Below are 24379 nucleotides of genomic sequence, written 5' to 3' on the forward strand. Positions count from 1 at the left end.
GGAGGCAGCCATGTACTGCTCCGAACCGCCCCACCACCCCCACGTCGTCCACGCCACCCCGGCCTGGTACCTGCCTGCACACCAGGCCTCGGCCGGCATGGCGCGCCGGCATGTGCGCTCCTTCGTGGTGGAGACACGGTGCACGGCGCTGGCGGAGGACTGTGTGCTCATCGCCTCGGAGCTGGTGGCCAACGCGGTCCAGCACGGCGCGGGGCCCGTCTGGCTCGCCATGAGCCACGTCCTGCTGGGCGACGGCGGCGAAGCCCTCCACCTCCTGGTCGGCGACCACGGCCCCGGCTGCAGAGCCGCCCTGCCACCGCTGTGGCCGCGCCCCGATCACGGCGTGGGCACCTCGGGACGCGGTCTGAACATCGTGGACGCACTGGCCACCGCCTGGGGATCCGCCCGTGTCGCAGCCGGCCACGTCGTGTGGGCCGACCTGCACAACGCACCGTGCTCACAAGCCGTCCGCGGGCCTCAAGGGCACCGTCACCAGGGCCCGCGCCACCGGATCACCTGACCTGCGCCCCTCGCTCACACCACAACGACACCCGACCCACACCACCTCTCGGGCGTACGTGTTCGGTCCGCCCCGGGACCCGCGGAGGCCCTGAATGCTACGACGACTCGGATTTCTCCTCTCCCGCCGCGCACGCACCGTCCTCGTGCTCGCCGGCCTGCTGACCCTCGTGGCCGGGGGCATCGGCTCGGGCGTCTTCGGTCACCTCAAAGCCGGTGGACTCCAGGACCCCGCGGCGCCCTCCGCCAAGGCGGCCGAACTCATCGACAAGGAGTTCGGCGGCACCACGGGGCTGGTGCTTCTCGTACACCCACGGCACGGCACCGTCGACTCCCCGGCGGTGCGGAACACGGGCCGCAATTTCACCGACCGGCTCGCCCGACGCCCAGGGGTCGACAGCATCGTCTCCTACTGGCGCACACCGAACGACACACTCAAGGCGCACGACGGCCGCTCCGCACTCGTCCTCGTACGGTTCGCGGAGAACGAGGAAGCGGCAGCTCGGCATGCCGGCGCGCTCATCGACGAGTACGTCACCAACGCGGCCGCCGGCCCCGGACTCCGGGTGCGCGCGGGAGGTCCACTGGGCACCAACCACGACATCACCGCGCAGGTGGCCAAGGACCTGGCGCTGGCCGAGGGCATAGCCGTCCCGACAACCCTGCTGCTGCTCATCATCGTCTTCCGCGGTCTCGTCCCCGCACTGATCCCGCTCGCGATAGGCGGGGCGGCCATCCTGGGAACCCTCGCGGAACTCCGCCTGCTCGCCGGCGTCACGGACGTGTCCGTCTTCGCGCTGAACCTCACCACCGCTCTGGGGCTCGGCCTGGCGATCGACTACGGGCTGCTGATGGTCAGTCGCTTCCGCGAGCAGATGAACTCCGCCCGTAGCATCCGGGAAGCCGTGGTGCACACCATGGCCACGGCCGGACGGACCATTGTGTTCTCCGCAGCCACGGTCATCGCCGCATTGAGCGCGCTCCTGGTCTTCCCGCTCTACTTCCTCAGATCCTTCGCCTACGCCGGCATCGCAGTCGTGGCGACCGCGGCACTGGCGGCGCTGGTCATCGCGCCCGCGCTGCTGACGGTCAGCGGACACCGGGTCGGCCCGGCCGACGCCGGGACGCGGGCCCGCAAGGCCCGTCCGCGGAACGGAAGCAGCATCTGGTACAAGACCGCCCGCACGGTGATGCGCCGCCCCCTGACCACCGCCCTTCCCACCGCCGCCCTGCTGGCGCTCGCCGCCGCACCACTGCTCGGCGTTCACTTCGGAATGCCCGACGAACGTGTGCTGCCCGAGAATTCCAGGAGCCGGACCGCGGCCGCCGCTCTGCGCACCGACTTCCCCGGATTCAGCGGCGACGGCACCACCGAGATCGTGCTGACCGGCCTGGCCGACCGCAGGCGCGTTGCCGACTACCGACGGACTCTGTCAGCTCTCCCCGGAGTCATCGCCGTTGACACCGCCCCCGCACGCCGCGCCGGCGGCGCAACGCCCCAGTGCCCCCTTCACCCGCAGCAGGCGGGTGAAGTACGCCGTCTCACCGTACGCAGCGGCCATGCGTCCGCCTCGGCCGAAGCGCGTCAGCTGGTCGCCCGGATCCGCGCCGTGGCCCCTCCCGGTCACACCACCGCTCTCGTTGGCGGGGCGACCGCCCAGGTCATGGACGCCGAGTTCGCCATCGCACAACGGCTCCCGTTCGTGATCGCGATGATCGCCGTCAGCACCTTCGTCCTGCTCTTCCTGTTCACCGGCAGCGTGATACAGCCGCTGCGCGCGCTGGCGCTCAACGCCCTCGGGCTGGGCGCGATTCTCGGAATCCTCGTGTGGATCTTCCAGGACGGGCACTTCTCCTCCCTGCTGGGATTCACGCCGACGCCGATGGACACGGCGATGACGGTGCTGATGTCCTGCATCGTCTTCGGCCTCTCCACCGACTACGAGGTCTTCGTGCTGAGCCGCATCAAGGAACTGCACGATCAGGGGCTGCCGCCGGCCCAGGCCGTACCGAAGGGACTCGCCCGCTCCGGCGCCCTCGTGTCCGCCGCGGCGGCGCTGCTCGCCGTGAGCCTGCTTGCCTTCACCACCAGCTCGGTCAGCTTTATGCAGATGTTCGGACTGGGCAGCGGCCTGGCCATCCTTCTGGACGCCACGGTCGTCCGAGGCGTTCTCCTGCCGGCCCTCCTGCGGCTGCTCGGCGAGCTCGCCTGGTATTGCCCGCATTGGCTGCGACGGCTGCATGCGAAGTGCGGCCCGGCCGACGGTTGACGCCCAAGGAAGAAGGGCGCCGACGCAATCGCTGCGTCGGCGCCCTCGTTCTGGCCTGCGGCATCACGTCTCACTCGTAGAGCGCTTCGAGACGCTCGCGGAAGTGGTCGTACACGACGGGGCGTGCCACCTTCATCGAAATGGTCAATTCCCCCTCCTCCATGGACAGATCGCGCTCCAGCACCACAAACTTCCGGGCACGGTAGTACTCCTGCAGCCGTGCGTTGGCGTTCGCCATCACCGCAGCGAGCTCACCGATCAGTGCCGGCTCCTGCACCAGGCCGGACAGGTCGGTGGGCAGCCCTCTTTCGACCGCCCACTTACGGACCTGGGGTGCGTCCAGCGTCAGCAGCACGACGAGGTACGGCTTGCCCTCACCGTAAGCCACGGCGTTGGAGATCAGGGGGCTGGTCCGCAGCTCCCGCTCCAGGGGATGGGGCGTCACCGCGACGCCGTGCGAGAGCTGGATCAGCTCCTTCTTGCGTCCCGTGAGGCGGAGGTAGCCGTCGCCGTCGATGGAACCCAGGTCTCCGGTGTGCAGCCAGCCGTCGCGAACCGCGCCGAACCCGTCCTCGCAGTAACCCCAGTAGCCGGGAAAGACGTTGGCGCCGCGGATCAGCACCTCACCATCGGGGGCGATGTCCACCTCGATACCGGGCAAGGGCTTGCCAACGGTCCCCAGGCGGTAGTCGTCCGGGGAGTTGGACGTGGCAGCCGCAGCGGTCTCCGTCATCCCGTAACACTCGACGATGGGAACTCCGCAGCCGAGGAAGAACCCGAGGATGTCCTGTGACACGGGGGCGCCGGACACCGTCACCCGGCGCACCGCACCGCCGAAGTGTTCTCGTACGTCCGCGAAGAGCGTCCGGTCCGATGCCTCGAACCAGCTCGCCAGCTGGGGAGGGATCCGTTCGCCCCGCAGGCGCCGCTCACGCACCTCCAGGCCGGCGCGTGCCGCTTCGATGAGCAGTGAAGTGTCCTCCTGCGGCCACGACGCGAGCACCGCGCTGTAGATCTGCTCCAGTGCGAGCGGAACCAGCGGCAGGATCTGCGGCCGCGCCTCGCGCACTTCGTCGGCGAGGCGATCGGTGCTGCTGCCACGGCGATAGGCGAGTGTGTAGCGAGACCACCACGCCAGTACTTGCATGAGCATCGCTATGGTGTGCGGTCCCGTGACGACGAAGACCGTGCCGTTGCTCTGGTCCGCCGCGGCGTCAGCCTTGGCGGGGGGCTGAGGGTGGGCGCGCAGGACGCTCACGTAGTTTCCGTGGGTGAGCGCACAGCCCTTCTTGGGCCCGGTGGTACCCGACGTGTAGATGATCGCCAGCAGGTCCTCGGCCCGCACCGCATCGGAACGGCTGCGCAACTCCTCCGGCGAGATGTGACGTCGGCCCAGCGCACGCAGCCCGGCGAGGGTCATCGTCCTTGGGGTGCGGGTGGTTCTCGCGGTGCGAGCGCCGCCGTCATCCTGCGACGGGGTCGGGGCGAGGTCGGGGGGATCGATCAGCACGGCCTGCCGCAGGTGCGGCAGACGGTTCCAGGCCGCTTCCACCTTGGCGAGCTGAGCCGTGTTCTCGCACAGCACCACCTTCCCGGCGCAGTCACCGAGTACGTGCTCGATCTCGTCCGGCACTGTGGTCGGCAGGAGCGAGACCACCACCAGTCCGGCAGCGGCAGCTCCCATGAGCGTGAAGGTCCATTCGGGCCGCAGGGAGCTCAGCACCGCCACGCGGTCGCCCGGCTCAAGCCCGAGCGCCATCAGTCCGCGGGCCGTTTCCTCGCCGGCCTGCCATGCCTCGGCGTATGTCCGCCGACACCACACGCCGTCGGCATCGCGCCATCGCACGGCGGTGGTCGTCGGCCACTGCTCGGCGTTACGGCGGGCCAAGTGGGCCAATGTCGCCGGGTGGGCCGAGGTGTCCACGGTGGGCGATGCATCGACGTGCACAGCGTCGCGTCCCTTCATGCCACATCACTCCCAGAGTCCGAATCGAGCAGATAGCCCCTGCGCCACACGGTCCTGATGACCAGACCCAGCGGCGCCAGTCGGCGCCGGGTCCGCAGGATGCGTACGTCAAGGGCGTTGCGCCGAGCGCTCGTGCCGTCCGGCCACATCTTCGCCGCCAGTTCCTCCCGGCCCACCACTGACCGGTACGAATCGAGCAGCAGACGCACGAGGTGGGCCTCACCGGCAGCCAGTGGCAGACGCCGACCGCCGTAGTGCAGGACGCCCTCAGAGTCGATCACCGGGTCACGCGGCGCCGCTCTGGCCCTCAGCGTCTCCCACCGAGCCTGGAGGTCCTTCTCGTCCACGGGAGCCCGGACCCAGTCTTCGAGCGGGTCGATCGACGCCGGCGGTCGGGCGCCCGGCGCCACGACCAGCAAGCGAGGCATCCTGCGGCGGCGACAGGCCTCGACCTCGACCGCCTGCTCGGGCCAGCGCAATATGTGAATGCGATCGGTGCGGGGGCTTCGTTGCTGGTCCTTCTGGCCGGCCGGATTACCGCGCGCGACGGGTCCGCGCGGGCCTGCCGACAGGCCGGGCACGATGGGGTGGGTGTGCATATGACTTCCTGAGGTGCCAGGGGCGGGAGTCCCCGCAGAATTCGACAGGAGCAGGCACTGGCACCGACTCTGGTGAGTGCCCGGTCGAGCCGCCTCAGCGGGCGGCAAACCAACTGCGCTGAAGAATCGAACCCCACAGCCCCCGCGACATTCCAGAGTCTCCGATGTGCCTTCGGTGTGCCTCTGGTGTGCCACCGGCGTGCTTCGGTGAAGGCTTCATGTTCTTAGAAAAGTTAACGACCGCGGTCCGGCAGGCGATCCGGCAATTGAATTCCTGCCGAGCGTGCGGCGGACTGGAGAGGCGACGACCGTGGAAGGTCTATGGGGGCCCAGCACGGGCGGCCCGCGCTTCGGCGCATCCTTCCACCCGAAAAGAGTGACCTCGTGAACGTCTCTCCGACGGGGAGCGGCGACCGGCCCCCCAACACTTTCGCGGCCGCGCAACGGTCCGACGAGAAGCGCGAACGCAGGCAGCAGATCCAGCAGCGCGTGCTGGACGAAGGATTCGTGCGTACCGCTGCTCTGGCCGAACAGTTCGAGGTCAGCCTGATGACTGTGCACCGGGACCTGGACGTGCTCCAGTCGCAGGGCTGGCTCCGTAAAGTGCGTGGCGGTGCGACATCGCTGACCTCATCGGCATTTCACGGTGGCGTCAGCGAGCGCATGACCACGATGGCCGACACAAAGCGGCGCCTGGCCAATGCAGCACTGGAGCTCGTGGTCTCCGGACAGACGGTGGCCCTCGATGACAGCACTACGTGTCTGCCACTCGCCGAACGACTCACCGAACGCACGCCACTCACCGTCATCACCAATTTCTTCCCCGTGATGAAGCGTCTGGCCGGTGAATCCGGCATCAATTTGGTCTCCCTGGGCGGCACATACTTTCCTGCGTACGACGCTTTCCTGGGCCTGGAGACGGCGAGAGCAGCGGCCGCGTACCACGCCGACGCGCTCTTCATGTCGACGACCGCGATCATTCGCGCACGTTGCTATCACCAGTCGCAGGAGACCGTGCACGTCAAACAGGCTCTGATGGAGTCCGCGACACGCCGTGTCCTGATCGTCGACCACACCAAATTCACTCACGAAGGGTTGCATGCCCTCGCCCCGCTCACCGCGTTCAACATCGTGCTGGTGGACAGCGCCCTCCCCGCAGAGGAGCAGGTGCGCATCCGCGGCCTCGGCGTGGACCTCAGAGTCATCGGCCGCAGCTGAGCGGCGGGGCGCAGGAGGCGACGACGCCCAAAGCATTCCTCCCGTCGGCAGATTACCGACGGGAGGAACACGCTTGACGCCTGTCTGGCTAATTTGGCATGACTGCGGCGATACGCTCGGCGACGTATTCACCATTGTCTACATGGGCGACGACTTTCGCTACGGCGCCCACTATCATGGCACCACAGTAGTAAGTGCCCTTTATCAGGCTGAACCTCATCACCTCACCGCCGGTGTCGAGCTCAAGGTAATCATCCTTGAAGGCGGAGATCTTTCCATCGAACTCCTCACTCTGGCCCGAGTCCTGCGCCACCCTGGCACTTACGGCGTTGACCTTCGCATTCTGCTCCGTCGACGCCGCCTGTACCGGCACGGAAACGGCCACTCCCACGAAACCAACCAGCCCGGCAGCGACAACTGCCAGCTTCGTGATGCGATTCCGCTTACCCATGATGCTCTCCTAGCCCGTTGGGTGTGTGATCCGACTGCGGAGAAAGTAGCAATGAATCTCCTGTGGAGGGGATTTCCTTTCGCGCTTGTTTCAACTTTTCGGGATTCTTGCGTCCATCCACAGAAAGAAAGCTGTCCCGCCGGGTCAGAACCCAGCAGGACAGCGGCAAGCGGGTAGTTAACCGGAAGCACTCCGATTCACCAGGAAACAACAACCTTTGCGATGTATACGCCATCCTCTTCGGATGCCGTGACGTCAGCCCAGGCGCCCACACGCAGCGGGCTCACCCAGTACGCTTTGGAGTGGTCGACTTTAACGACCTTGCCGTTCGTTGCCACGTCTATGTTCCCGCCGTCGTTGACGGCAGTGATCTTGCCCTGGAAGTGCACGATCGAATTGCCATCCGCGTTGATCCTCGCGGGGCGCTCTGGAGAACTCGCCTGGGCGGGCGCGGACGCCGCAATACCGAGGGCTCCGACCAGCGCGGTGATGGCCACCATCGGAGTGACGAGGTTCTTGATCTTGGACATGATTCTCCCTTGATTCCATCGAGCAGGACATCCCTGGAATTGCACACCGTAGAACTCCAGGACATGTGGCCCCGGATTCGGCTGCGAGAATAGAGTAAGGACAATTCCAGTTGCGCGGAGACGCCCTTACGCAGTCCTTTCAGCGAATCTGGACGCCGCTGCTCATCCACTGCTCATCCGCTCCCCGGAGGATCGAGGAGTCCCCACCCCTCGATGAGCATCGGAAGGAGCGGAGCCATGTCCCCTGTCATCCCCGGCTTCGATCATCACCGCGTCCCCGTCGCCGACGGTGTGTCGCTGCACACGGCCGTCGGCGGCTCCGGCACGCCCGTCGTGCTGCTGCACGGCTTTCCGCAGACCCATCTGATGTGGCGCCATGTGGCCGTCGATCTCGCGGCCGACCACACGGTGATCTGCCCGGACCTGCGCGGCTACGGCGCCAGTGACAAGCCGGCGGAGACCGACGGCAGCGTGTACGCCAAGCGGACCATGGCCGCGGACATAGTGGCCCTGGGCCGCGCGCTCGGTCATGAGCGCTTCGCCCTGGCCGGGCACGACCGCGGGGCGCTGGTGGCCTTCCGTGCCGCGCTCGACCGTCCCGACACGGTGACCCATCTGGCGTGTCTCGACATCCTGCCGACCCTGGACATGTGGGACGTGATGCACGGCGTCACGGCTGCCGTCGGCTTCCATCTCTATCTGATGGCGCAGCCGCCCGGCCTCCCCGAACGCATGATCGGCGCCGCACCGGATGCCTTCTTCGGCCACTTCCTCGACGTCTGGACCGCCGACCGGCGGGCCGTCCCGGACGAGGTCCGCGCCGCCTACCTGGCAGCCTGCCGGGAGGCGGTGCCCTCGATCGTCGCCGACTACCGGGCCTCCGCCGGCATCGACATCGAGCACGACCGGGCCGACCGGGCGGCGGGAAACACACTGCGGATGCCGGTCGGCGTGCTCCAGCAGGACTGGGGCGCGGCCCTGGGCTTCGACGCCGCCGCGCTGTGGCGCGCCTGGGCACCCGGCGTACGGCACACCACGGTCGGCTGCGGCCACTTCATGGCCGAGGAGGCGCCCGCCGATATCGCCAAGGCACTGCGGGAGCTGCTCGCCCGCTGAACCAAGCCGCAGCCCTCCCGCCGTGCACCGCACGTCACGCACCGTCGTCGGCTACCAACGCCCCGGCTCGGTCCCGACGATCGGCTCCGACGGCTTCCCGTCCACCCCGACCGGCGCCTCACCGGCGAGCATCACGCGGTGCATGATCCGGGGGAAGTCGAGGTGGGCGTTGTCGCTGGGGGCGAGGTGGATGGTGGACCGGTTGTCCCAGAAGGCGACGCTGCCGGGCTCCCAGCGGAATCGGACCGTGTACTCCGGCCGCACCGCCTGCTCCAGCAGCATGTCGAGGATCGCCCGGCTCTCGGTCCGCGAGAGGTCGGCGATCTGCTCGACGTAGTAGCCGTTGACGTAGAGCACCCGCTCCCCCGTCTCCGGATGGACCCGCACCAGCGGATGCAGCGAGGCGACCTGATGGTCCAGCAGATGACGGACGTACGTGTCGTCACCGGGCCGTGGCTGGTAGCCGACGCCGAGACGGTGCTCGGCGCGCAGGCCGGCCACGAACTCCCGCAGCGGGGCGGAGAGTCCGGCGTACGCCGCCGCCAGGTTCGACCAGGTGGTGTCGCCGCCGTACGGCGGTACGGTCTCGGCGCGCAGGATCGTCGCGGCGGGCGGGTCGATCCGGGCGCCGTGGTCGCAGTGCCAGCCGCGCAGCAGGGTGTGGCGGCGGCGCCGTAGCCACTCGTCGTGCTCCATGCCGAACTTCCCGCCCAGCTCCAGCCGGTCGGCGGTCGTCTCGATCTCGGGGTGGTCCGGCGGGGAGGCGCTCCCCCGCTTGCGCAGGACGACCGGCTGGCCGAACCGGCGCGCGAACGCCACATGCCCGGCGTGGTCCAGCCGCTGCCCACGGAAGAACACGACCTTCCAGCGAAGCACCGCCGCCCGGACGGCGGCGACCACGGCGTCGTCCAGCCGGCCGGCCAGGTCGACGCCCGTGATCTCCGCCCCGATGTGCCCGGAGACCGGTTTCACCTCGATCCCCGCGACCTGCTCCGTCCCGCCCGCGGTGGCCCTGTCCGTCGTCATGCGCACTCCGTCGATCGTCCGCACCGGCTCCGGTCGAACCGGCTCCAGGAAGATCGTGACAGCGTTCGAAGAGCGTGGCGACAGCGCCTCGGCGCACGCGCACCCGGGCGCACGCGCGGCGCCGGCCCCCGGGCACCCGCGGCCCTCGACTCAGGCACACCCCACGGCCACCGACTCACACGCACCCAACCGCCACCGACTCACGCGCGCCCCACGGCCGCCACCTCGCCCTCGCCCTCACCCTCACCCTCACCCGGCGCGGCGTGACCGCGTCACCGCCATAAACCCCCCGCCCCGCCCACCACAGTCAGCGCACCGCCACGCCCGCAGCCGTCATCACCCCGTCCGTCAACTCCCTCACCGAGCGACCATCCGTACCGACCCGAGCCAGGCCGTATGCGTCCACCGCCTCCACCATCAGCGACTGGAAGCGCCCGGCACGGGCCAGGAACTTGTCCACCAAGTACCGCTCCGGATCCGGCAGTTCGTCGTATCCGGCCGACGCGCGCATGCGCTCACGCAGCACCGCCTCGTCCGCCGTGAGCCATACGGCCCGGGTGCACGGGTCGGCCGTCAGCCCGGCCACGCGGGCGGGCCACAGTGCGGAGCCCTCCAGGACCAGGCCGGGTGCGTCTCCGGTCGCCCGGTCGGCGACCAGTTCCTCGATGCGCGGCCACAGGCGGGCGTAGTGGTCGAGCACGGACCGGATCAGTTCGTCGACGTCGAACGTCGCGTAGTGCTCGGCGACATGCGGGGGCGGCTCCCACTCCGCCGTCCGCCAGGGCCGCCCCGGATGCCGGGCCAGTTTGTCGGTCGAGCGGCAGTCGAACCCGAGCCGCTCGGCGACGGCCCGGGCCACGGTCGACTTGCCGGTGTGGGACGTTCCCCCGATGAGCACCACGCGCACGCCCTGCATGCCGTCGACCCTACTCACCGGTCGCCCACGCGGCGCCGCTCACGTCACGTCGAACTCCCGGATCACCGTGTTCCGGAACACCGCGGTCCCGCCGATCGTGAACAGCGCGAGCCCGCTGTCGGCCGGATCCGGGAAGGCCTCGGTCGAGTGCACGTACCGGCCGTCGTCCACGAACATCTCGACGGACGTACGGTCGATCAGGATGCGCAGCCGCACCGTGCCCGCCGACGCGTCGAAGGGGCTGCGGCTCTCCTGCCACCGGCCGGTGCTGTCGGGGCTGACGGTGTATCCGCGGTTGACGAAGGCGTAGTCGCCGTAGATCCCTGCGTCGATGTGACGTCCGCCGTCGGAGGAGCGTCGCAACTGGAGCCCCGCGCCGGTCAGTTGGTCCCAGGTGAGGTCGGTGGACACCTCGTAGGCGGTCCCCGTGTAGTCGAGCAGGAGGGTCCCGTCGACCTCCAGGTCACCGAGGTCGACCGTGCGGGAGACATGGGCGTCGAGGCCGGCGACCGGCCGGGAGGCGAGATGGTACGTGCCGTCCGCCGCCCGCTTCAGCGTGACCTCGCGGACGATCGAGTCGGTGCCGTTGAAGCCGTCGCATTCGATGGTGGGCGTGGTGTTGGCGTAGTCCCAGTGGTTCAACCAGCCGATCGCGTACCGTGCCGCCGGGTCGAGCGTGCCGTCCGCGTCCCGCTTGTCGAAGGTGACGGCCGCGTACCAGTCCCAGCCGTGGTCGAGCCACTGCGGGTCGCTCAGGTCGGGCGTGAACGTGGTGCCGTCGAAGGAGCCCGTCCAGTAGGCGTAGGTGCTCGGCAGCCCGGATCCCTTCCCGTTGGCGCTCACGCCCAGCACCCACTTCCAGGTGCCGTCCGCCGCCCGGATGCGGAACAGGTCCGGGCATTCGAGGACGCCGATGCCGCCCTTGATGAAGCCGCCGACGTACGTCCAGGACTTCAGGTCGGCGGAGTGGTAGAAGCCCACCTTGTCGTTCTCCGCGAGCGCCATCACCCATCTCCCCCGCTCCTCGTCGCGGATGACCTTGGGGTCGCGGAAGTCCCGCACGCCGGGGTTCGGCAGGACGGGGTCGGTGCCGTGGTGGGTGAACGTACGGCCCCCGTCGGTCGAGTAGTACAGGTACTGCGCCTGTGTGACCTCGTCCGGCGCCATCGTCGCGATGACGATCACCGCGCCCGCGCCGAAGCCCGCCGTGTCGTCGGTGTCGATCACCGCCGAGCCGGACCAGACGTCGCCGTTGGGGGTGGTGTCCTTCGGTACGGCGATCCCGCGGTCGGTGAAGGAGACCAGGTCGGTGCTGGTGGCCAGGCGCCAGGTCGTGCCGGCGGTGGTGCCGCCCGTCGAGTAGTCGGGGTTGTACAGGTAGTAGTAGTGGTATTCGCCGTCGATCCACACCGGCCGCTGCGGGTCGTTCATCCACTGGTCGGGGACGGTGAAGTGGTATGCGGCGCGGTAGCTGCCCGTGCAGGCGGCGGCCGTCTCCGAGGCTGCCATCGCGGGCCTCGGACCGGGCGGGAGTAATGCACCGGCCGCCCCCACGGCCGAGGCGATGAACAGCGACCTCCTGGATATTCCGGGCATGCCCGATGCGCCACGCATGGTTCGGCTCCCTTCCCCGACGCCGTCGTCGGGACTGCGGCTCATGTGGACCAGGACTCTGCGACCTAACTCGTTAAAGGTCAAGTGGTTCACGACTATTGACAGGGGGGTGACCGGCTTCTCATCATCTGGGGCATCACTACTCGACTAACACGAGTTAGGCCCGCTGAATGACCGACTCGCACCTCACCCGCCGCACCTTGATGCGGTACGGCGCCTACGGCGCGGGAGCCGCCGCGCTGGCCGGTACCGCCGCGAGCTGGGACCGGCTCACCGGAGCCGACATCCCCGGCCGGGACGACGGCTCCCTCGTCGTCGCCACGCTCGGCCCCGCGTACGGACCGGAGGCCATCCGCACGCTCACCGAGGGCTTCAAGAAAGTCCACCCCGACATCAAGCTCCGGATCAACGCCGTGCAGGCCGTCGACTGGTCGGACTTCTTCGCGAAGATCCTCACCCAGATCGCGGCGGGCACGGCGCCCGATCTGGTGTACGTCGCCACCGAAGGCGTCCAGCTGTTCGCGCAGCGCCTCGGGGTCCCGCTGGACGACTGGGTGAAGCGGGACGCCGAGGAGCTGCGCGAGTACTTCGCCGACGTCCATCCCTCGCTGGTGGAGTCGATGATGTACGAGGGGTCCCTCTACCAGCTGCCGGTCGAGTTCAACGCGGCCGACATCTATCTCAACAACCAGGTGCTGAAGCGGGCGGGAGCCGGTTTCCCGGCGGCCGACTGGACCCGCGACGACTTCACCGCGCTGCTGCGCGACATGAAGAAGTCCAGCGGCTCCCAGTTCACCCCGTACTTCTGGACCAACCGGCTCTGGGGCGGCGTCGTGCCGTGGCTGTTCGCCAACGACGCCAATCTGCTCACCGAGTCGAAGGCGCCGGGCGGTTCCTGGCTGTGGGACTCGTTCTATCCGGCCGCCGTGCGGGAGGGGCGCGGGGGCGGCTTCCGCTGGACCACCCCGCAGGCCACGCACGAGCGCGTGGAGGAGGCGTACGACTATCTCGCCTCCCTCGTCCAGGAGGGCCTGTGCAGCCGGCCCGAGGGCGGCAACGGCCAGAACCTCATCGGCGTGTTCTCCACCGGCCGGGTCGGCGTCACTCCCGCGGGCGGCTTCTGGGCGGGCGGTCTGCATCTGGCAGGGATGAAGGCGGACTCCTTCGACGTGCAGTACTTCCCGCGCTGGCGCACCCAGCGCATGCAGTACGGCGCCGCCGGCTACGCGCTGCTGCGCACCTCGAAGCGGCAGGAGGAGGCCTGGGAGTTCATCAAGTACGCCGCCCGCCGCGACACCCTGATGCGGCTCTTCGAGACCAACCAGACCACCCCGGCGCGCCGCTCGATGCTGACCGCCGACCGCTATCGGGAGACCGGCCCGGACCACTGGCAGGTCTTCTACGACACCCTCGACAAGTTCCCCGACACCGGGCCGATCCCCGCGCCGCCGCAGGTCGCCGAGGTCGAGCAGGTGCTGCTCAAGCACACCGGTACGGCCCTGGCCTCGCGGCGCTCGGTGGGGCCCGCGCTGCGCCGGATGCAGAGCGACCTGGAGAAGGCCATGGAGCGTGACGTATGACGGACACGACGAACACCCGGATACCGGCCGTACGGCCGAAGCAGCCCCCCGCTCCGGCGGCTCCCGCGGCCCGGCCCCCCGCCCGTGACCGTGGCGCCCGGCTGTTGGCCACGCTGTTCCTCGCGCCGACCATCGTCGGCATCGTCGTCTTCACGGTCGTCCCGATCATCGGCTCGGTGGTGCTCAGCCTGTTCCACTGGAACGTCATCGACGACCCGACGTTCGCCGGGGGCGCCAACTACCGTGAGGTCTTCACCGATTCGACCGTGCTGGTCTCCTTCCGCAACACGCTGGTGTTCATGGTGTTCGCGGTGGCGCTGCAACTGCTGATCGCGCTCACCCTCGCCCTGGCGGTGAACGGGCGGATGCCGGTGTGGCTGCGCTCGGTGTTCCGGTCGGCGTTCTTCTTCCCGCTGGTGCTGTCCGCCGCGTCGATCTCGGTGGTGATGAAGTACCTGTTCAACCAGGACTTCGGGGTCGTGAACTGGGGGCTCGGTCTGGTCGGTGTCGCTCCGGTGCCGTGGCTGACATCCGAGAACGCCGCGATGGCCACGGTGATCCTGGTGTACGTCTGGCAGCAGTTCGGCTTCTCGTTCCTGCTGTTCGTCGGAGGCCTGAACAACATCCCCAAGGAGGTCCACGAGGCCGCCTCCCTCGACGGCGCGACCGGTCTGCGCAAGCACCTCAGCATCACCCTGCCGCTGCTGTCGCCCACGCTGCTGGTGGCGTCGGTGGTCGGCATCATCAACGCGCTCCAGGTCTTCGAGCAGCCGTACGTCCTCACCAACGGCGGACCCGGTGACGCCACCCGGACCGTGGTGATGGTGATCTACGAGAGCGCGTTCGAGCAGCTCCGCTTCGGCGAGGCCTCGGCGGTGGGCGTGCTGCTGTTCGTGCTGATCATGGCGGTCACCGCCCTCCAGTTCCGGCTCAGCCGGCGTTTCGTCCACTACCAGTGAGCCGGTGAGCCTCCCATGAGCCAAGCAACCCTGTCCCTGAGCCGTACCAGGCGCTCGCTCGCGCCGTGGGCCCGGATCGCCACGCTGGCCGTGTGCGCGCTGCTGACGCTGGGCCCGGTCATCTGGACCGTCTCCACCTCGCTGCGCACCCCGGCCGAGGCCTTCGACCTGCCGCCGAGCATCATCCCGACGCACCCGTCCGCGGAGGCGTACCGCGGGGTCTTCGACCAGCTCGACGTCTGGCTGCTCGCCCTCAACTCGACGCTGGTGACGGCGCTGATCGCGGTGGGCCAGATGATCACGGCCGGTCTGGCCGGATACGCCTTCGCGCGCCTCGAATTCCGGTTCAAGAAGCCCCTGTTCGGGCTGGTCCTGGCGACCATGATGGTGCCGTTGCAGGTCACCATCGTGCCGGTGTTCCTGGTGCTGAAGTCGATGGGCCTGACCGACACCCTGCTCGGTCTGATCATCCCGGCCTTCCCGACCGCCTTCGGGACCTTCCTGATGCGGCAGTACTTCCTGGGCATGCCCAAGGACCTGGGCGAGGCGGCGATGCTGGACGGCTGCGGGCCCTGGCGGACCTTCCGGTCGGTGTACGCGCCGCTCGCCGCGCCCGGCCTGGCGATCGTCGGCGTGCTGGCCTTCAACTACCACTGGAACGAGTTCTTCCGGCCCCTGATCCTGGAGACCTCCGGGCAGAACTACACCCTCCCCCTGGGCCTGGTGTCCCTCCAGGGCAACCTCGGCACCGGCTCCATCTCGGTGGTACTCGCCGGTGTCGTCCTCTCCATGATCCCCGCCGTCGCCGTGTTCGTCGTCGGTCAGCGCCCTCTGCGTGAGGGCATCACGTCCGCAGGAGTCAACCGTTGAGCCTTGCCGCTCAGTCCACGGACCCGAACGCCCCGCGCTTCCGGGTCCGTCCGCCCGCCAACTGGATCAACGACCCGAACGGCCCGTTCCGTTGGCGGGGCCGCCATCATCTCTTCTACCAGCACAATCCCGACGCGCCGGTGCACACCAACGTCCACTGGGGGCATGTCTCCAGCGCCGATCTCGTCGTGTGGGAGCACCATCCGCTCGCGCTCACCCCGACACCCGGCGGCCCCGACGAGGCGGGCTGCTGGTCGGGGTGTGTGGTCGACGACGACGGCGTGCCGACGGCCGTCTACACGGGCGTCGACCGGGAGCACACCGGTCTCGGCTCGATCTGCCTGGCCCGGGCGCTGATGCCGGAGGACGAGACGCTCACCGACTGGCGGCCACTGCCCACGCCGGTGGTGAGCGGCCCGCCCGCCGAACTGGACGTCGTGATGTTCCGCGACCCGTTCGTGTTCAGGGACGGGGGGCGGCGCTGGGCGCTGGTCGGTGCGGGGCACGCCGACGGGACCGCGTCGGTGCTGCTGTACGACTGCGACGACCTGGCCGACTGGCGGTTCGCCGGAGTGCTGCTCGACGGCGACGACCCGGTCGCGGTGGACGTGTTCGGCGACAAGGCCGTCGGCTGGGAGTGCCCGCAGCTGTACGCGACGCCGGGCGGGGAGTGGGTGCTGGTGGTGTCGCTGTGGGACGGGGACCCTTGCTCCACCGGCTATCTGACGGGTCGTCTGCGGCCGTACGGCGATGACGGGTTGCGTTTCGAGGCCCGCACCGGCGGGCGGCTGGACCATGGGCGGGACTTCTACGCGCCGGCCGTGCTCCAGGAACCGGACCGGGCGCTGATGTGGGGGTGGTCCTGGGAGGCACGGGAGCAGGGCGAGGTCGATCGCGCCGGGTGGGCCGGGGTGCTGACCGCGCCGCGGGTGGTGGACGTCCATGCCGACGGCGCCCTGCGGGTCGTACCGGCTCCGGAGCTGGAACTGCTGCGGGCGGCCGAGCCGTTCGTCACGGATGCGGGCCGGCGGGCCGTGCTGCCGGAGGCGTACGACCTGACGGTCACCGCGTCCGGCCGTACGACCGTGAGTCTGCTGCGGTCCGCCTCGGGTGCGGAGCTGACGGTGGTGCTGGACCCGGACGAGGGCACGGTCACGTTCGACCGGGGTGACTGGCCCCGGACAGGGCCCGAGGGGGCGGCGCCGATCGTCGTGCGGGCGTCGGCCGATGAGGTGCGGATCCTCGTCGACGGCTCACTGGTCGAGCTGTTCGTCGGCGACCGGGCGACGGTCACCGAGCGGGTCTACCGGCGGCCGGACGATGTGCCCGAGCTGGCGGTCAGCGGCTGCGCGGCCGGGGTCACGGGCTGGGAGCTGGTCCCACCGACGCACGACTGATCACGGGGCAGGCCAGGCGCCGTACCGTCGCGGGCGGCGTCCGGCCGGTTCCGATGGCGTCGAGGAGCAGCCGGGCCGCGGCGTCGCCCATCGCCCGGTGCGGCAGCGCGACGCTGGTCAGGGGCGGGGTGAGGAACTCGGCCATGTGCTCCTGGTCGTCGTAGCCGACCACCGAGAGGTCGCCGGGGACGGTGATGCCGAGCCGGGTCGAGGCGTGCAGGACGCCCGCCGCGACCCGGTCGTTGTAGCAGAAGACCCCGGTGGGGCGCTCGGCGGCGGGGACGCCGTCGAGGACGCGCAGTGCGCCCTGGTACCCGCCGTTGATCTCGCCCCCGCTCCTGACGACCCACTCCTTGGGGACGGTGATCCCCTCGGCGCGCAGCGCGTCCCGGAAGCCGCGCAGCCGGTCGACGGAGGCGATGTCGTCCTGTCCGCCGACCATGGCGACCCTGCGGTGCCCCTCGTCCAGCAGCAGCCGGGCCGCCGTCCGGCCGCCCGCGCGCTCGGCGGGGATGACGGCGGGCAGGGAGTCGTCCTCGGGCAGACAGTTGGCCAGGACCGAGTGGGTGCGGTGCAGGCCCTCGGGGACACGGACGCGGCGCAGCGACATGGCCGCGTAGATGATGCCGTCCACGCGCCGGTCGAGGAGCTCGGCCACGGCCGCGTCCTCCTTGGCCGGGTCGCCGCCGGAGTCGATGGTCAGGACGAGGTGCTCGCTGTCCCAGGCGGTCTCCATGGCGCCGCGCAGCAGCCGCCCGGCGAAGGGCGAGGAGGCGATCTCGTCGGTGACCAGGCCGATCACGGCCGTACGGCGGCGGCGCAGGCCGCGGGCGACGGGGTCGGGGCGGTAGCCGAGCTCGGCGGCGGCGCGGCGGATGCGTTCCTGGGTGGCGGGCGAGAGGTTGCCCTCGGCGCGGCCGTTGAAGACGAAGGAGACCGCGGTGTGCGACACGCCTGCGAGCCGGGCGACATCCCGTGACGTGGGACGTCCCGATCCCGTGGCCTGCTTCTCCGCGCTGCCGCCCATGCCGTCCGCGCCCCTCATCCCCCACCCGTCCGGTTGATCAATCCTCACCCTATCCGTGACGCTGGATGCACGGCACAGTCGAAGAAAGGGTGCGACAGTGATCAGCATTCCGGCGCACACGCTCAACGACGGTAGGACGATCCCCGCCATCGGTCTGGGCACCTGGCCGCTGCCCGACGACCAGGCGGAACAGGCGGTTCGCGACGGCCTGGAGCTGGGCTACCGGCTCGTCGACTCGGCCACCAACTACTGCAACGAGACGGGGGTCGGCCGGGGCATCGCCGGCAGCGGGGTGCCGCGCGCGGAGGTGGTGGTGACGACGAAGCTCCCGGGCCGGCACCACGGCTACGAGGAGACCCTCGCCTCCTTCGAGGAGTCCCGGCGCCGCCTGGGCGTCGAGTACGTCGACCTGTATCTGATCCACTGGCCGAACCCCCGGGTCGACAAGTACGTCGACGCCTGGCGGGCCATGATCAAGCTCCGCGAGGACGGTCTCGTACGGTCGATCGGCGTCTCCAATTTCACGCCCGCGCACATCGAGCGGCTGGAGCGGGAGACCGGGGTCCTGCCCGCCGTGAACCAGATCGAGCTGCACCCGCTGTTCCCGCAGGACGAGCTGCGTGCCTTCGACGCCGGCAAGGGCATCGTCACCGAGAGCTGGAGCCCGCTGGGCCGCGGCAGCGACCTCCTGGACGACGCGGTCCTGAAGGGCATCGCCGACGCCGTCGGGGCGACGCCCGGACAGGTCGTCCTGCGCTGGCACACCCAGCTGGGCGTCCTGCCCATCCCGAAGTCCTCGAACCGGCGGCGGCAGCTCGACAACCTCGACGTCTTCCGCTTCACCCTGGACGACACCCAGATGGCCGCTGTCGCCGACCGGGTGCATCGGCGGCTCGGCGGGGATCCCGAGCTGCACGAGGAGTTCTGAGCGGGGGCCGTCGTCGGGCGGCCCCCGTGGGCCCACGGGGGCCGGAGAAATCAGCGGATGTTGTGGTTCCGGCCTCAACCACCTTTCCCTGCCTCTATGTTCACGGCGACAGTCGCTCTCGCCTCAGGAGGCTCCTCGTATGCGTCCCGCGCTCCGCATCGCCGTGACCGGCGCCGTGGCAGCCGCCACGGTCCTCGTCGCCGGGCCCGCCCAGGCAACTCCGCCCGGGCCCGGTGTCACCGCCAGGACGATCAGTCAGAAGACCGTCGGCGACACCGACTACATCCTTCGGGAGGTCACGATCCCGCCGGGTCAGGCCACCGGCTGGCACTACCACGACGGCCCGCTGTACGCCTTCACGCAGCAGGGCACGCTCAGTCACTACAACTCCGCCTGCGCCTCCGACGGCGTCTACCCGAAGGGCAGCTTCATCAACGAACCGGCCGGGCCCGGCAACGTCCACATAGGCCGCAACGAGGGCGACACGCCGGTCGTCCTCGACGTGCTCTACGTGCTGCCGCACGGCGCGCCGTTCTCGGAGGACGCACCGAACCCGGGCTGCCCGTTCCAGTGATCACGGCGTGCGGGTGATCACGTCGGCGGCAGCGGCTGTTCGGCCCAGATCGTCTTGCCGCCGCCGGTCTGCCTGCTGCCCCAGCGCTGGGTGAGCTGGGCGACGAGGAGCAGCCCGCGGCCGCCCTCGTCGTAGGCGTGGGCCCTGCGCAGATGCGGCGAGGTGGAACTGCCGTCGGAGACCTCGCAGATGAGGGTGCGGTCGCGGATCAGGCGGAGCTGGATGGGCGGTGCGCCGTACCGGATGGCGTTGGTGACGAGTTCGCTGACGACGAGTTCGGTGACGAACGCGGCTTCGTCCAGTCCCCAGGAGGTCAGCTGGTCCGTGGCGGCCTGCCGGGTGGCCGCCACGTGCTCGGGGTCGGGCTGTACGTCCCAGGTCGCGATGCGGTCCACGCCGAGTGCCCGGGTGCGGGCCAGCAGCAGGGCCACGTCGTCGCTGGGGTCCTCCGGCAGGACGGCCTTGAGCACGGTGTCGCACAGGGCGTCGAGGGATTCGGCGGGCGCGGTCAGCGCGCGGCACAGTTCGGCGGTGGCGTGGTCGATGTCGCGGTCGCGGTCCTCGATCAGACCGTCCGTGTACAGGGCGACCAGGGATCCCTCCGGCAACCCCACCTCCATCGCCTCGAAGGGCAGCCCGCCGACGCCGAGCGGGGGTCCCGCGTTCATCTCCAGGACCTGCGTGGTGCCGTCGGGCAGGACGAGGGCGGGCGGCGGATGGCCTGCGGAGGCCAGGGTGAGGTGGCGGGACACGGGGTCGTAGACGGAGTAGAGACAGGTGGCGCCCAGCTCGGCGACCTCGTCGGAGTCGTCCCCGGCGAGGTGGATGACCAGGTCGTCCAGGTGGGTGAGGAGTTCGTCGGGCGGCAGATCCACGTCGGCGAGGGTGCGAACGGCCGTGCAGAGGCGGCCCATGGTGGCCGACGACGGGATGCCGTGTCCGACGACGTCGCCGACGACCAGGGCGACCCGGCTTCCGGACAGCGGGATCACGTCGAACCAGTCGCCGCCGATGCCGGCCTGCGAACCGGAGGGCCGGTAGCGGTGGGCCACGTCGACGGCCGCCTGTCCGGACAGGCCGCGGGGCAGCAGGTTGTGCTGCAGGGACAGTGCGGTGGTGCGTTCCCGGGCGAAGCGGCGGGCGTTGTCCACGCAGACGGCGGCCCGGCTGGCGAGTTCCTCGGCGAACACGGCGTCGTCGGCGCCGTAGTCGTCCGACTGCCGGATGCGTACGGCCACCGCGACACCGAGCGTGGTGCCGCGGGCGCGCAGCGGCGCCGCCATCATCGAGTGCGCGCCCACGCGGTGGCGCCGGCCGGCCGGGCTGCGGGAGTTGCGTTCCGCGATCCACCGCATGAACGCCGGCTCGCCCGCCTGGTTCTGGATCACCCGGCCTTCCATGATCGCCCGGGCCGGCGGCGAGAACGGCGGGTAGTAGTCCACCTCACCCAGGTGTACGGCGGCTTCCGGAGTGCCCTCGGTGCCGGAGCCGTGGGCGACCCGGCGCAGGGCGATGTCCGTGCCGGACAGCGCGGGTGGTTCCTCCGCGCCCAGGACCCAGTCGAACAGGTCCACACTGGCGAAGTCGGCGAACCGGGGCACCATGACGCTGATCAGTTCTTCGGCGGTGCGTACGACGTCCAGCGTCGTGCCTATGGTGGCGGCGGCCTCGTTCAGCAGGGCCAGCCGCTGCCGCGCCCAGTACTGGTCGGAGCTGTCGAACGCGGCGAGAGCGGTCCCGATCAGCCGGCCGGAGGCATCCCGCACCGGCCACATGTCGGTGGTCCAGGCGTGCTCCCGGTTCAGGGCCGGGGCGCCGGTGTAGCTCTCGTAGCGCAGCGGCATGCCGGTCTCGGCGACCCGTCGCATGTGCCACAGGAAGCCCCGGCTGTGCACCTCGTCCTGCACGGTCTCCGGGAAGTGGCGGCCGAGCAGCACCTCCTCCTCCACGCCCATGACCTTGCAGGCCGCCTCGTTGAGCCGCAGGTAGCGCTGCTCGGTGTCGAACACGGACATGGACATGGACGCCTGCTGGAAGGCCCGCTCCGCCAGGGTGGGCTCGTGGACGTCGGCCGTGGGCTCGTGCGCGTCGGACGGTACGGCGGTGATCACGTATCCGCCGGGACCGCCGTCCTCGCCCAGCACGGCGCAGGCCGTCACGTTCAGGGCGACGGGCGAGCCGTCCCGGTGGCGCAGCACGGCGGTGCCGGTCAGCGCCGCCACGGCGGCGGGCGACGGCTGCTCGGCGAGCAGGTCCCGCACCGGCCGTCCCACGGCCTCCTCGGCCGTCAGGCCGGTCAGCCTGCCGGCACCCTCGCTCCACCCCGTGACGACACCCTGGACATCGATGATCGCCGCAGCGGAGACGCGCTCCATGTCGTCCAGCATGAGTCCTGTGGCGCACCGCATCAACCGCGACGTCCGGCTTGTCGACGCACCCCAGGTCCGACCCGCACCACCGAAGCTCACGAACGGGACGCTGCCCGTGCTCCGCGCGGTACGGCCCGGCGGCGGGATGCCGCCGGGCCCTCTCCTGGCGCGCTGGATCCGCCCGCCGTAGCCGTGCTCTCGGGCCCACCACGGATCGTCGAGTACACAGCCGGGGGGCGTGGAGCTCATCGCCGGTCGGCTGCTCCGCCACCCCGGATAGTCGGCGGTGAGGACCGGCGACTCCCAGCGCAGTATGGGCGCGAAGGTGCGCAGCATCTCCTCGGTGCCGAGCCGGCACTGGGTTCCGGTCCGGTGCCGCCGGTCGCTCTCGACCCGGGCGGCGATGTCCGGCCGGCCGGGTGCGAGGACGGAGGCGTGGTAGACGCGCAGGGCCCGGCCCAGGCGATGCACCGTGCTCACTTCGCCTTCGGCCAGGCGCCGGGTCCAGCCGGGCAGCGCAGTGCTGATCGACAACAGCCCCAGTTCGGTGCGCAGTTGGCGACGCGGGGTGGCCAGCACGGCGTCGACCCCGCACTCAAGGCCGCCCGACGCCGCGGCGGGTGTGAGGAAGTCCGGGAAGTAGCCGCGCGGCGGCATCAGCGGCGACAGCATCCGCAGCGCGCCGGGCGTCGCACGTGCGCCTGCGCCGTCGCCAGGCGTCGAGGAGTGGTTCGCGTCGTTTCTCGTGGAGTTGATGCAGGCTCAGGACGGTTTCCCATAAGGGGTCCGGTTCCTCGGCGACCCTGGTGCGAGCCAGGTCACCGCCACTGAAATGAATACGCAGCACGGCTTCCCCCGATAGTCCGCTACGGCGTTGGTGTGATGTGTGTACGCATGTTCCGGGCAGCTTGACGGGCCGGCAATATGACTGTTCCATGCTGGGACTGCAGTGGTGAGAATGGCGATTCTCAAGGCGACACGGGGGCGCGCAGATGCCTGATCCGCTTGCGGACTCGGAGGTTGGGCAGGCCGACGAGCCGTCCGCGCCTGACGAGCTGCGCGCCGATGTGGTGGCGGTCGCGGACGAGTTGTTCTACGCCCATGGTGTCCACGCGGTGACGATGCAGCGCATCCGGGACGAGGCGGGGCTGCCGCTGAGGCGGCTCTACCGGATGTTCCCGTCCAAGGACATGCTGCTGGCGGCCTGCCTCGAACGGCGTGATCAGGTGGCGCGCACGGCGATCGAACAGCGCGTCGGCACGATCGAGGATCCCCTGGCGAAGGTCCTCGGCCCCTTCGACTTCCTTGACGACTGGTTTCGCCAGCCGGGCTTCCACGGCTGTGTGTTCGCCGGTGCGTTCGGGGAGATGGGGGCCGCGGCGCCGATCGTCGTCACCGCAGTGCACAGACACAAACGCGCCCTGCGCGAGCTGCTGACCGAGCTCGCGGCGAAGGCGGATGTGGCGGACCCGGCCGCGGTGGGCGCGCAGTTGGCGGTGTTGTTCGACGGCGCCATGGCCATCGCCACGCTCGCCGGGGACACCGACGCCGCACTGCACGCCCGCCGGGCGGCCCGAGCCCTGCTCGATTCAGCGGGCTGACCTCGGTCCACTCACTTGCGCAGCGCGGCGAGGGCTCGGTCGGCGTGGGTGTTCATCCGCAGTTCGCTGCGGACGACCTCCAGGACGGTGCGGTCCTGCCCTATGACGAAGGTGACCCGTTTGGTGGGGGCCAGTGAGAAGCCACGGGTCACGCCGAACCGCTCCCGGACCGTGCCGTCGGCGTCGGAGAGCAGCGGCATGCCGAGGGTGTGGCGGTCGGCGAACTCCTGCTGGCGTTCGACCGCGTCGCCGCTGATGCCCACGGGCCGGGCACCGACCGCCGCGAACTCGGCGGCGAGGTCCCGGAAGTGGCAGGCCTCCGCGGTGCAGCCCGGGGTGAGGGCGGCGGGGTAGAAGAAGAGCACCACCGGTCCCTCGGTGAGCAGTTCGGTGAGGCTGCGGACGGTGCCGGACGCGTCCGGCAGCGCGAAGTCCTCGACCTTGTCGCCGACCTCCACTCGCGCGCTCACGCCCGGCCCTCCGCGTCCTTCGCGACACCACGGGCCCACAGCACGAGCGGGACCTGCAGCGGGAGCCGGCCGAACGCGACGGCCTTCTGCCGGGCGGGACGGTGCCGCCAGTCGACGGCCATCTTCACGTTCGCGGGGAACACTCCGACGAAGAAGGCCGCTGCCGCCAGCGCGGCGGGCTTACGGGTGCGCGGCACCGCCAGACCGGCCGCCAGCGCGAGTTCGGCGACGCCACTGGCGTAGGTCCAGGTCCGGGGTGTCCCCGGGAGGGAACGGGGCACGGTCGCGTCGAACTGGCGCGGGACGGCGAAGTGGGCGATCCCCGCGGTGGCCAGCAGGCCGGCGAGCAGCAGGGGTGAGCGTTCGGACCGGGGCACGG

22 protein-coding genes are annotated in these 24379 nt (G+C 70.1%); 11 read left to right on the forward strand and 11 right to left on the reverse strand.

Going from position 1 to position 24379, the window contains the following annotated elements; genetic code table 11:
* The first annotated feature begins 10 nt into the window (after positions 1–10).
* On the forward strand, positions 11–520 hold the full coding sequence (locus POF73_RS31635) for an ATP-binding protein (protein ID WP_272122384.1): 510 nt from the start codon (positions 11–13) through the stop codon (positions 518–520).
* Between the two features lie 94 nt (positions 521–614).
* Positions 615–2789 (forward strand): MMPL family transporter, encoded by a 2175-nt coding sequence (locus POF73_RS31640; RefSeq protein ID WP_272122386.1) that lies wholly within the window; start codon positions 615–617, stop codon positions 2787–2789.
* A 70-nt stretch (positions 2790–2859) separates the two neighbouring features.
* Here POF73_RS31640 and POF73_RS31645 read toward each other — a convergent pair whose 3' ends face one another.
* Both POF73_RS31645 and POF73_RS31650 read right to left on the reverse strand, forming a co-directional pair.
* Positions 2860–4755, reverse strand: coding sequence for an AMP-dependent synthetase/ligase (locus POF73_RS31645; RefSeq protein ID WP_272122388.1), 1896 nt, complete (start codon positions 4753–4755; stop codon positions 2860–2862).
* Entirely contained in the window at positions 4752–5354 is a 603-nt protein-coding gene (locus POF73_RS31650) for a winged helix-turn-helix domain-containing protein (protein ID WP_272122390.1), read from the reverse strand. Before POF73_RS31650 ends, POF73_RS31645 begins: the two co-directional genes overlap by 4 nt.
* A 384-nt stretch (positions 5355–5738) precedes the next feature.
* Here POF73_RS31650 and POF73_RS31655 point away from each other — a divergent pair, with 384 nt between their 5' ends.
* Positions 5739–6572 carry a DeoR/GlpR family DNA-binding transcription regulator gene (locus tag POF73_RS31655; protein ID WP_272122392.1) on the forward strand — a complete coding sequence of 278 codons (834 nt, stop codon included), beginning with the start codon at positions 5739–5741 and terminating at the stop codon, positions 6570–6572.
* 88 nt (positions 6573–6660) lie between these two features.
* Here the strand turns inward: POF73_RS31655 and POF73_RS31660 are convergent, their stop codons facing one another.
* Entirely contained in the window at positions 6661–7023 is a 363-nt protein-coding gene (locus tag POF73_RS31660) for a hypothetical protein (protein ID WP_272122394.1), read from the reverse strand.
* A gap of 197 nt (positions 7024–7220) precedes the next feature.
* Positions 7221–7553, reverse strand: a complete 333-nt coding sequence (locus POF73_RS31665; RefSeq protein ID WP_272122396.1) for a hypothetical protein — start codon at positions 7551–7553, stop codon at positions 7221–7223.
* A 237-nt stretch (positions 7554–7790) separates the two neighbouring features.
* On the opposite strand from POF73_RS31665, the gene POF73_RS31670 reads away from it, so the two are divergent.
* Complete coding sequence (locus tag POF73_RS31670) at positions 7791–8669, forward strand: alpha/beta fold hydrolase (protein WP_272122398.1); 879 nt, start codon at positions 7791–7793, stop codon at positions 8667–8669.
* A gap of 51 nt (positions 8670–8720) precedes the next feature.
* On the opposite strand, the gene POF73_RS31675 is transcribed toward POF73_RS31670, so the two are convergent.
* The 3 genes from POF73_RS31675 to POF73_RS31685 all read right to left on the reverse strand — a co-directional run bounded on the left by POF73_RS31675 (position 8721) and on the right by POF73_RS31685 (position 12207).
* Positions 8721–9695: a TauD/TfdA dioxygenase family protein gene (locus tag POF73_RS31675; protein WP_272122400.1), complete on the reverse strand. Its 975-nt coding sequence runs from the start codon at positions 9693–9695 to the stop codon at positions 8721–8723.
* Between the two features lie 307 nt (positions 9696–10002).
* Entirely contained in the window at positions 10003–10611 is a 609-nt protein-coding gene (locus tag POF73_RS31680; protein ID WP_272122402.1) for an AAA family ATPase, read from the reverse strand.
* A 39-nt stretch (positions 10612–10650) separates the two neighbouring features.
* The gene (locus tag POF73_RS31685; protein ID WP_272122473.1) at positions 10651–12207 is read right to left on the reverse strand and encodes a glycoside hydrolase family 32 protein; all 1557 of its coding nucleotides are present in this window, start codon (positions 12205–12207) and stop codon (positions 10651–10653) included.
* 188 nt (positions 12208–12395) lie between these two features.
* On the opposite strand from POF73_RS31685, the gene POF73_RS31690 reads away from it, so the two are divergent.
* The 4 genes from POF73_RS31690 to POF73_RS31705 are packed head-to-tail and all read left to right on the forward strand — an operon-like array spanning position 12396 to position 17031.
* Positions 12396–13805: an extracellular solute-binding protein gene (locus tag POF73_RS31690; RefSeq protein WP_272122404.1), complete on the forward strand. Its 1410-nt coding sequence runs from the start codon at positions 12396–12398 to the stop codon at positions 13803–13805.
* On the forward strand, positions 13802–14764 hold the full coding sequence (locus tag POF73_RS31695; protein WP_272122406.1) for a carbohydrate ABC transporter permease: 963 nt from the start codon (positions 13802–13804) through the stop codon (positions 14762–14764). The genes POF73_RS31690 and POF73_RS31695 overlap by 4 nt, the downstream gene beginning before the upstream one ends.
* 15 nt (positions 14765–14779) lie before the next feature.
* Positions 14780–15634 carry a carbohydrate ABC transporter permease gene (locus POF73_RS31700; protein WP_272122408.1) on the forward strand — a complete coding sequence of 285 codons (855 nt, stop codon included), beginning with the start codon at positions 14780–14782 and terminating at the stop codon, positions 15632–15634.
* The gene (locus POF73_RS31705; RefSeq protein ID WP_272122410.1) at positions 15631–17031 is read left to right on the forward strand and encodes a glycoside hydrolase family 32 protein; all 1401 of its coding nucleotides are present in this window, start codon (positions 15631–15633) and stop codon (positions 17029–17031) included. The genes POF73_RS31700 and POF73_RS31705 overlap by 4 nt, the downstream gene beginning before the upstream one ends.
* Here POF73_RS31705 and POF73_RS31710 read toward each other — a convergent pair.
* On the reverse strand, positions 16994–18058 hold the full coding sequence (locus POF73_RS31710) for a LacI family DNA-binding transcriptional regulator (protein WP_272122475.1): 1065 nt from the start codon (positions 18056–18058) through the stop codon (positions 16994–16996). The two genes, POF73_RS31705 and POF73_RS31710, sit on opposite strands and share 38 nt — an antisense overlap.
* A 97-nt stretch (positions 18059–18155) precedes the next feature.
* Here POF73_RS31710 and POF73_RS31715 point away from each other — a divergent pair, with 97 nt between their 5' ends.
* Complete coding sequence (locus POF73_RS31715) at positions 18156–18986, forward strand: aldo/keto reductase (protein WP_272122412.1); 831 nt, start codon at positions 18156–18158, stop codon at positions 18984–18986.
* 139 nt (positions 18987–19125) lie between these two features.
* The gene (locus POF73_RS31720) at positions 19126–19560 is read left to right on the forward strand and encodes a cupin domain-containing protein (protein ID WP_272122414.1); all 435 of its coding nucleotides are present in this window, start codon (positions 19126–19128) and stop codon (positions 19558–19560) included.
* A 17-nt stretch (positions 19561–19577) separates the two neighbouring features.
* Here POF73_RS31720 and POF73_RS31725 read toward each other — a convergent pair whose 3' ends face one another.
* Positions 19578–21935, reverse strand: a complete 2358-nt coding sequence (locus tag POF73_RS31725) for a SpoIIE family protein phosphatase (RefSeq protein ID WP_272122477.1) — start codon at positions 21933–21935, stop codon at positions 19578–19580.
* Positions 21936–22921: 986 nt separating this feature from the next.
* On the opposite strand from POF73_RS31725, the gene POF73_RS31730 reads away from it, so the two are divergent.
* Positions 22922–23530: a TetR/AcrR family transcriptional regulator gene (locus POF73_RS31730; RefSeq protein WP_272122416.1), complete on the forward strand. Its 609-nt coding sequence runs from the start codon at positions 22922–22924 to the stop codon at positions 23528–23530.
* An 11-nt stretch (positions 23531–23541) separates the two neighbouring features.
* Here POF73_RS31730 and POF73_RS31735 read toward each other — a convergent pair whose 3' ends face one another.
* Complete coding sequence (locus POF73_RS31735; RefSeq protein ID WP_272122418.1) at positions 23542–24000, reverse strand: peroxiredoxin; 459 nt, start codon at positions 23998–24000, stop codon at positions 23542–23544.
* A complete protein-coding gene (locus POF73_RS31740) occupies positions 23997–24377 on the reverse strand; it encodes a DoxX family protein (RefSeq protein WP_272122419.1) in 381 nt (126 codons plus the stop codon). The genes POF73_RS31735 and POF73_RS31740 overlap by 4 nt, the downstream gene beginning before the upstream one ends.
* Positions 24378–24379 lie beyond the last annotated feature (2 nt).

Origin of the sequence: Streptomyces sp. HD (assembly GCF_028369295.1) — a bacterium.
Lineage (GTDB): Bacteria > Actinomycetota > Actinomycetes > Streptomycetales > Streptomycetaceae > Streptomyces.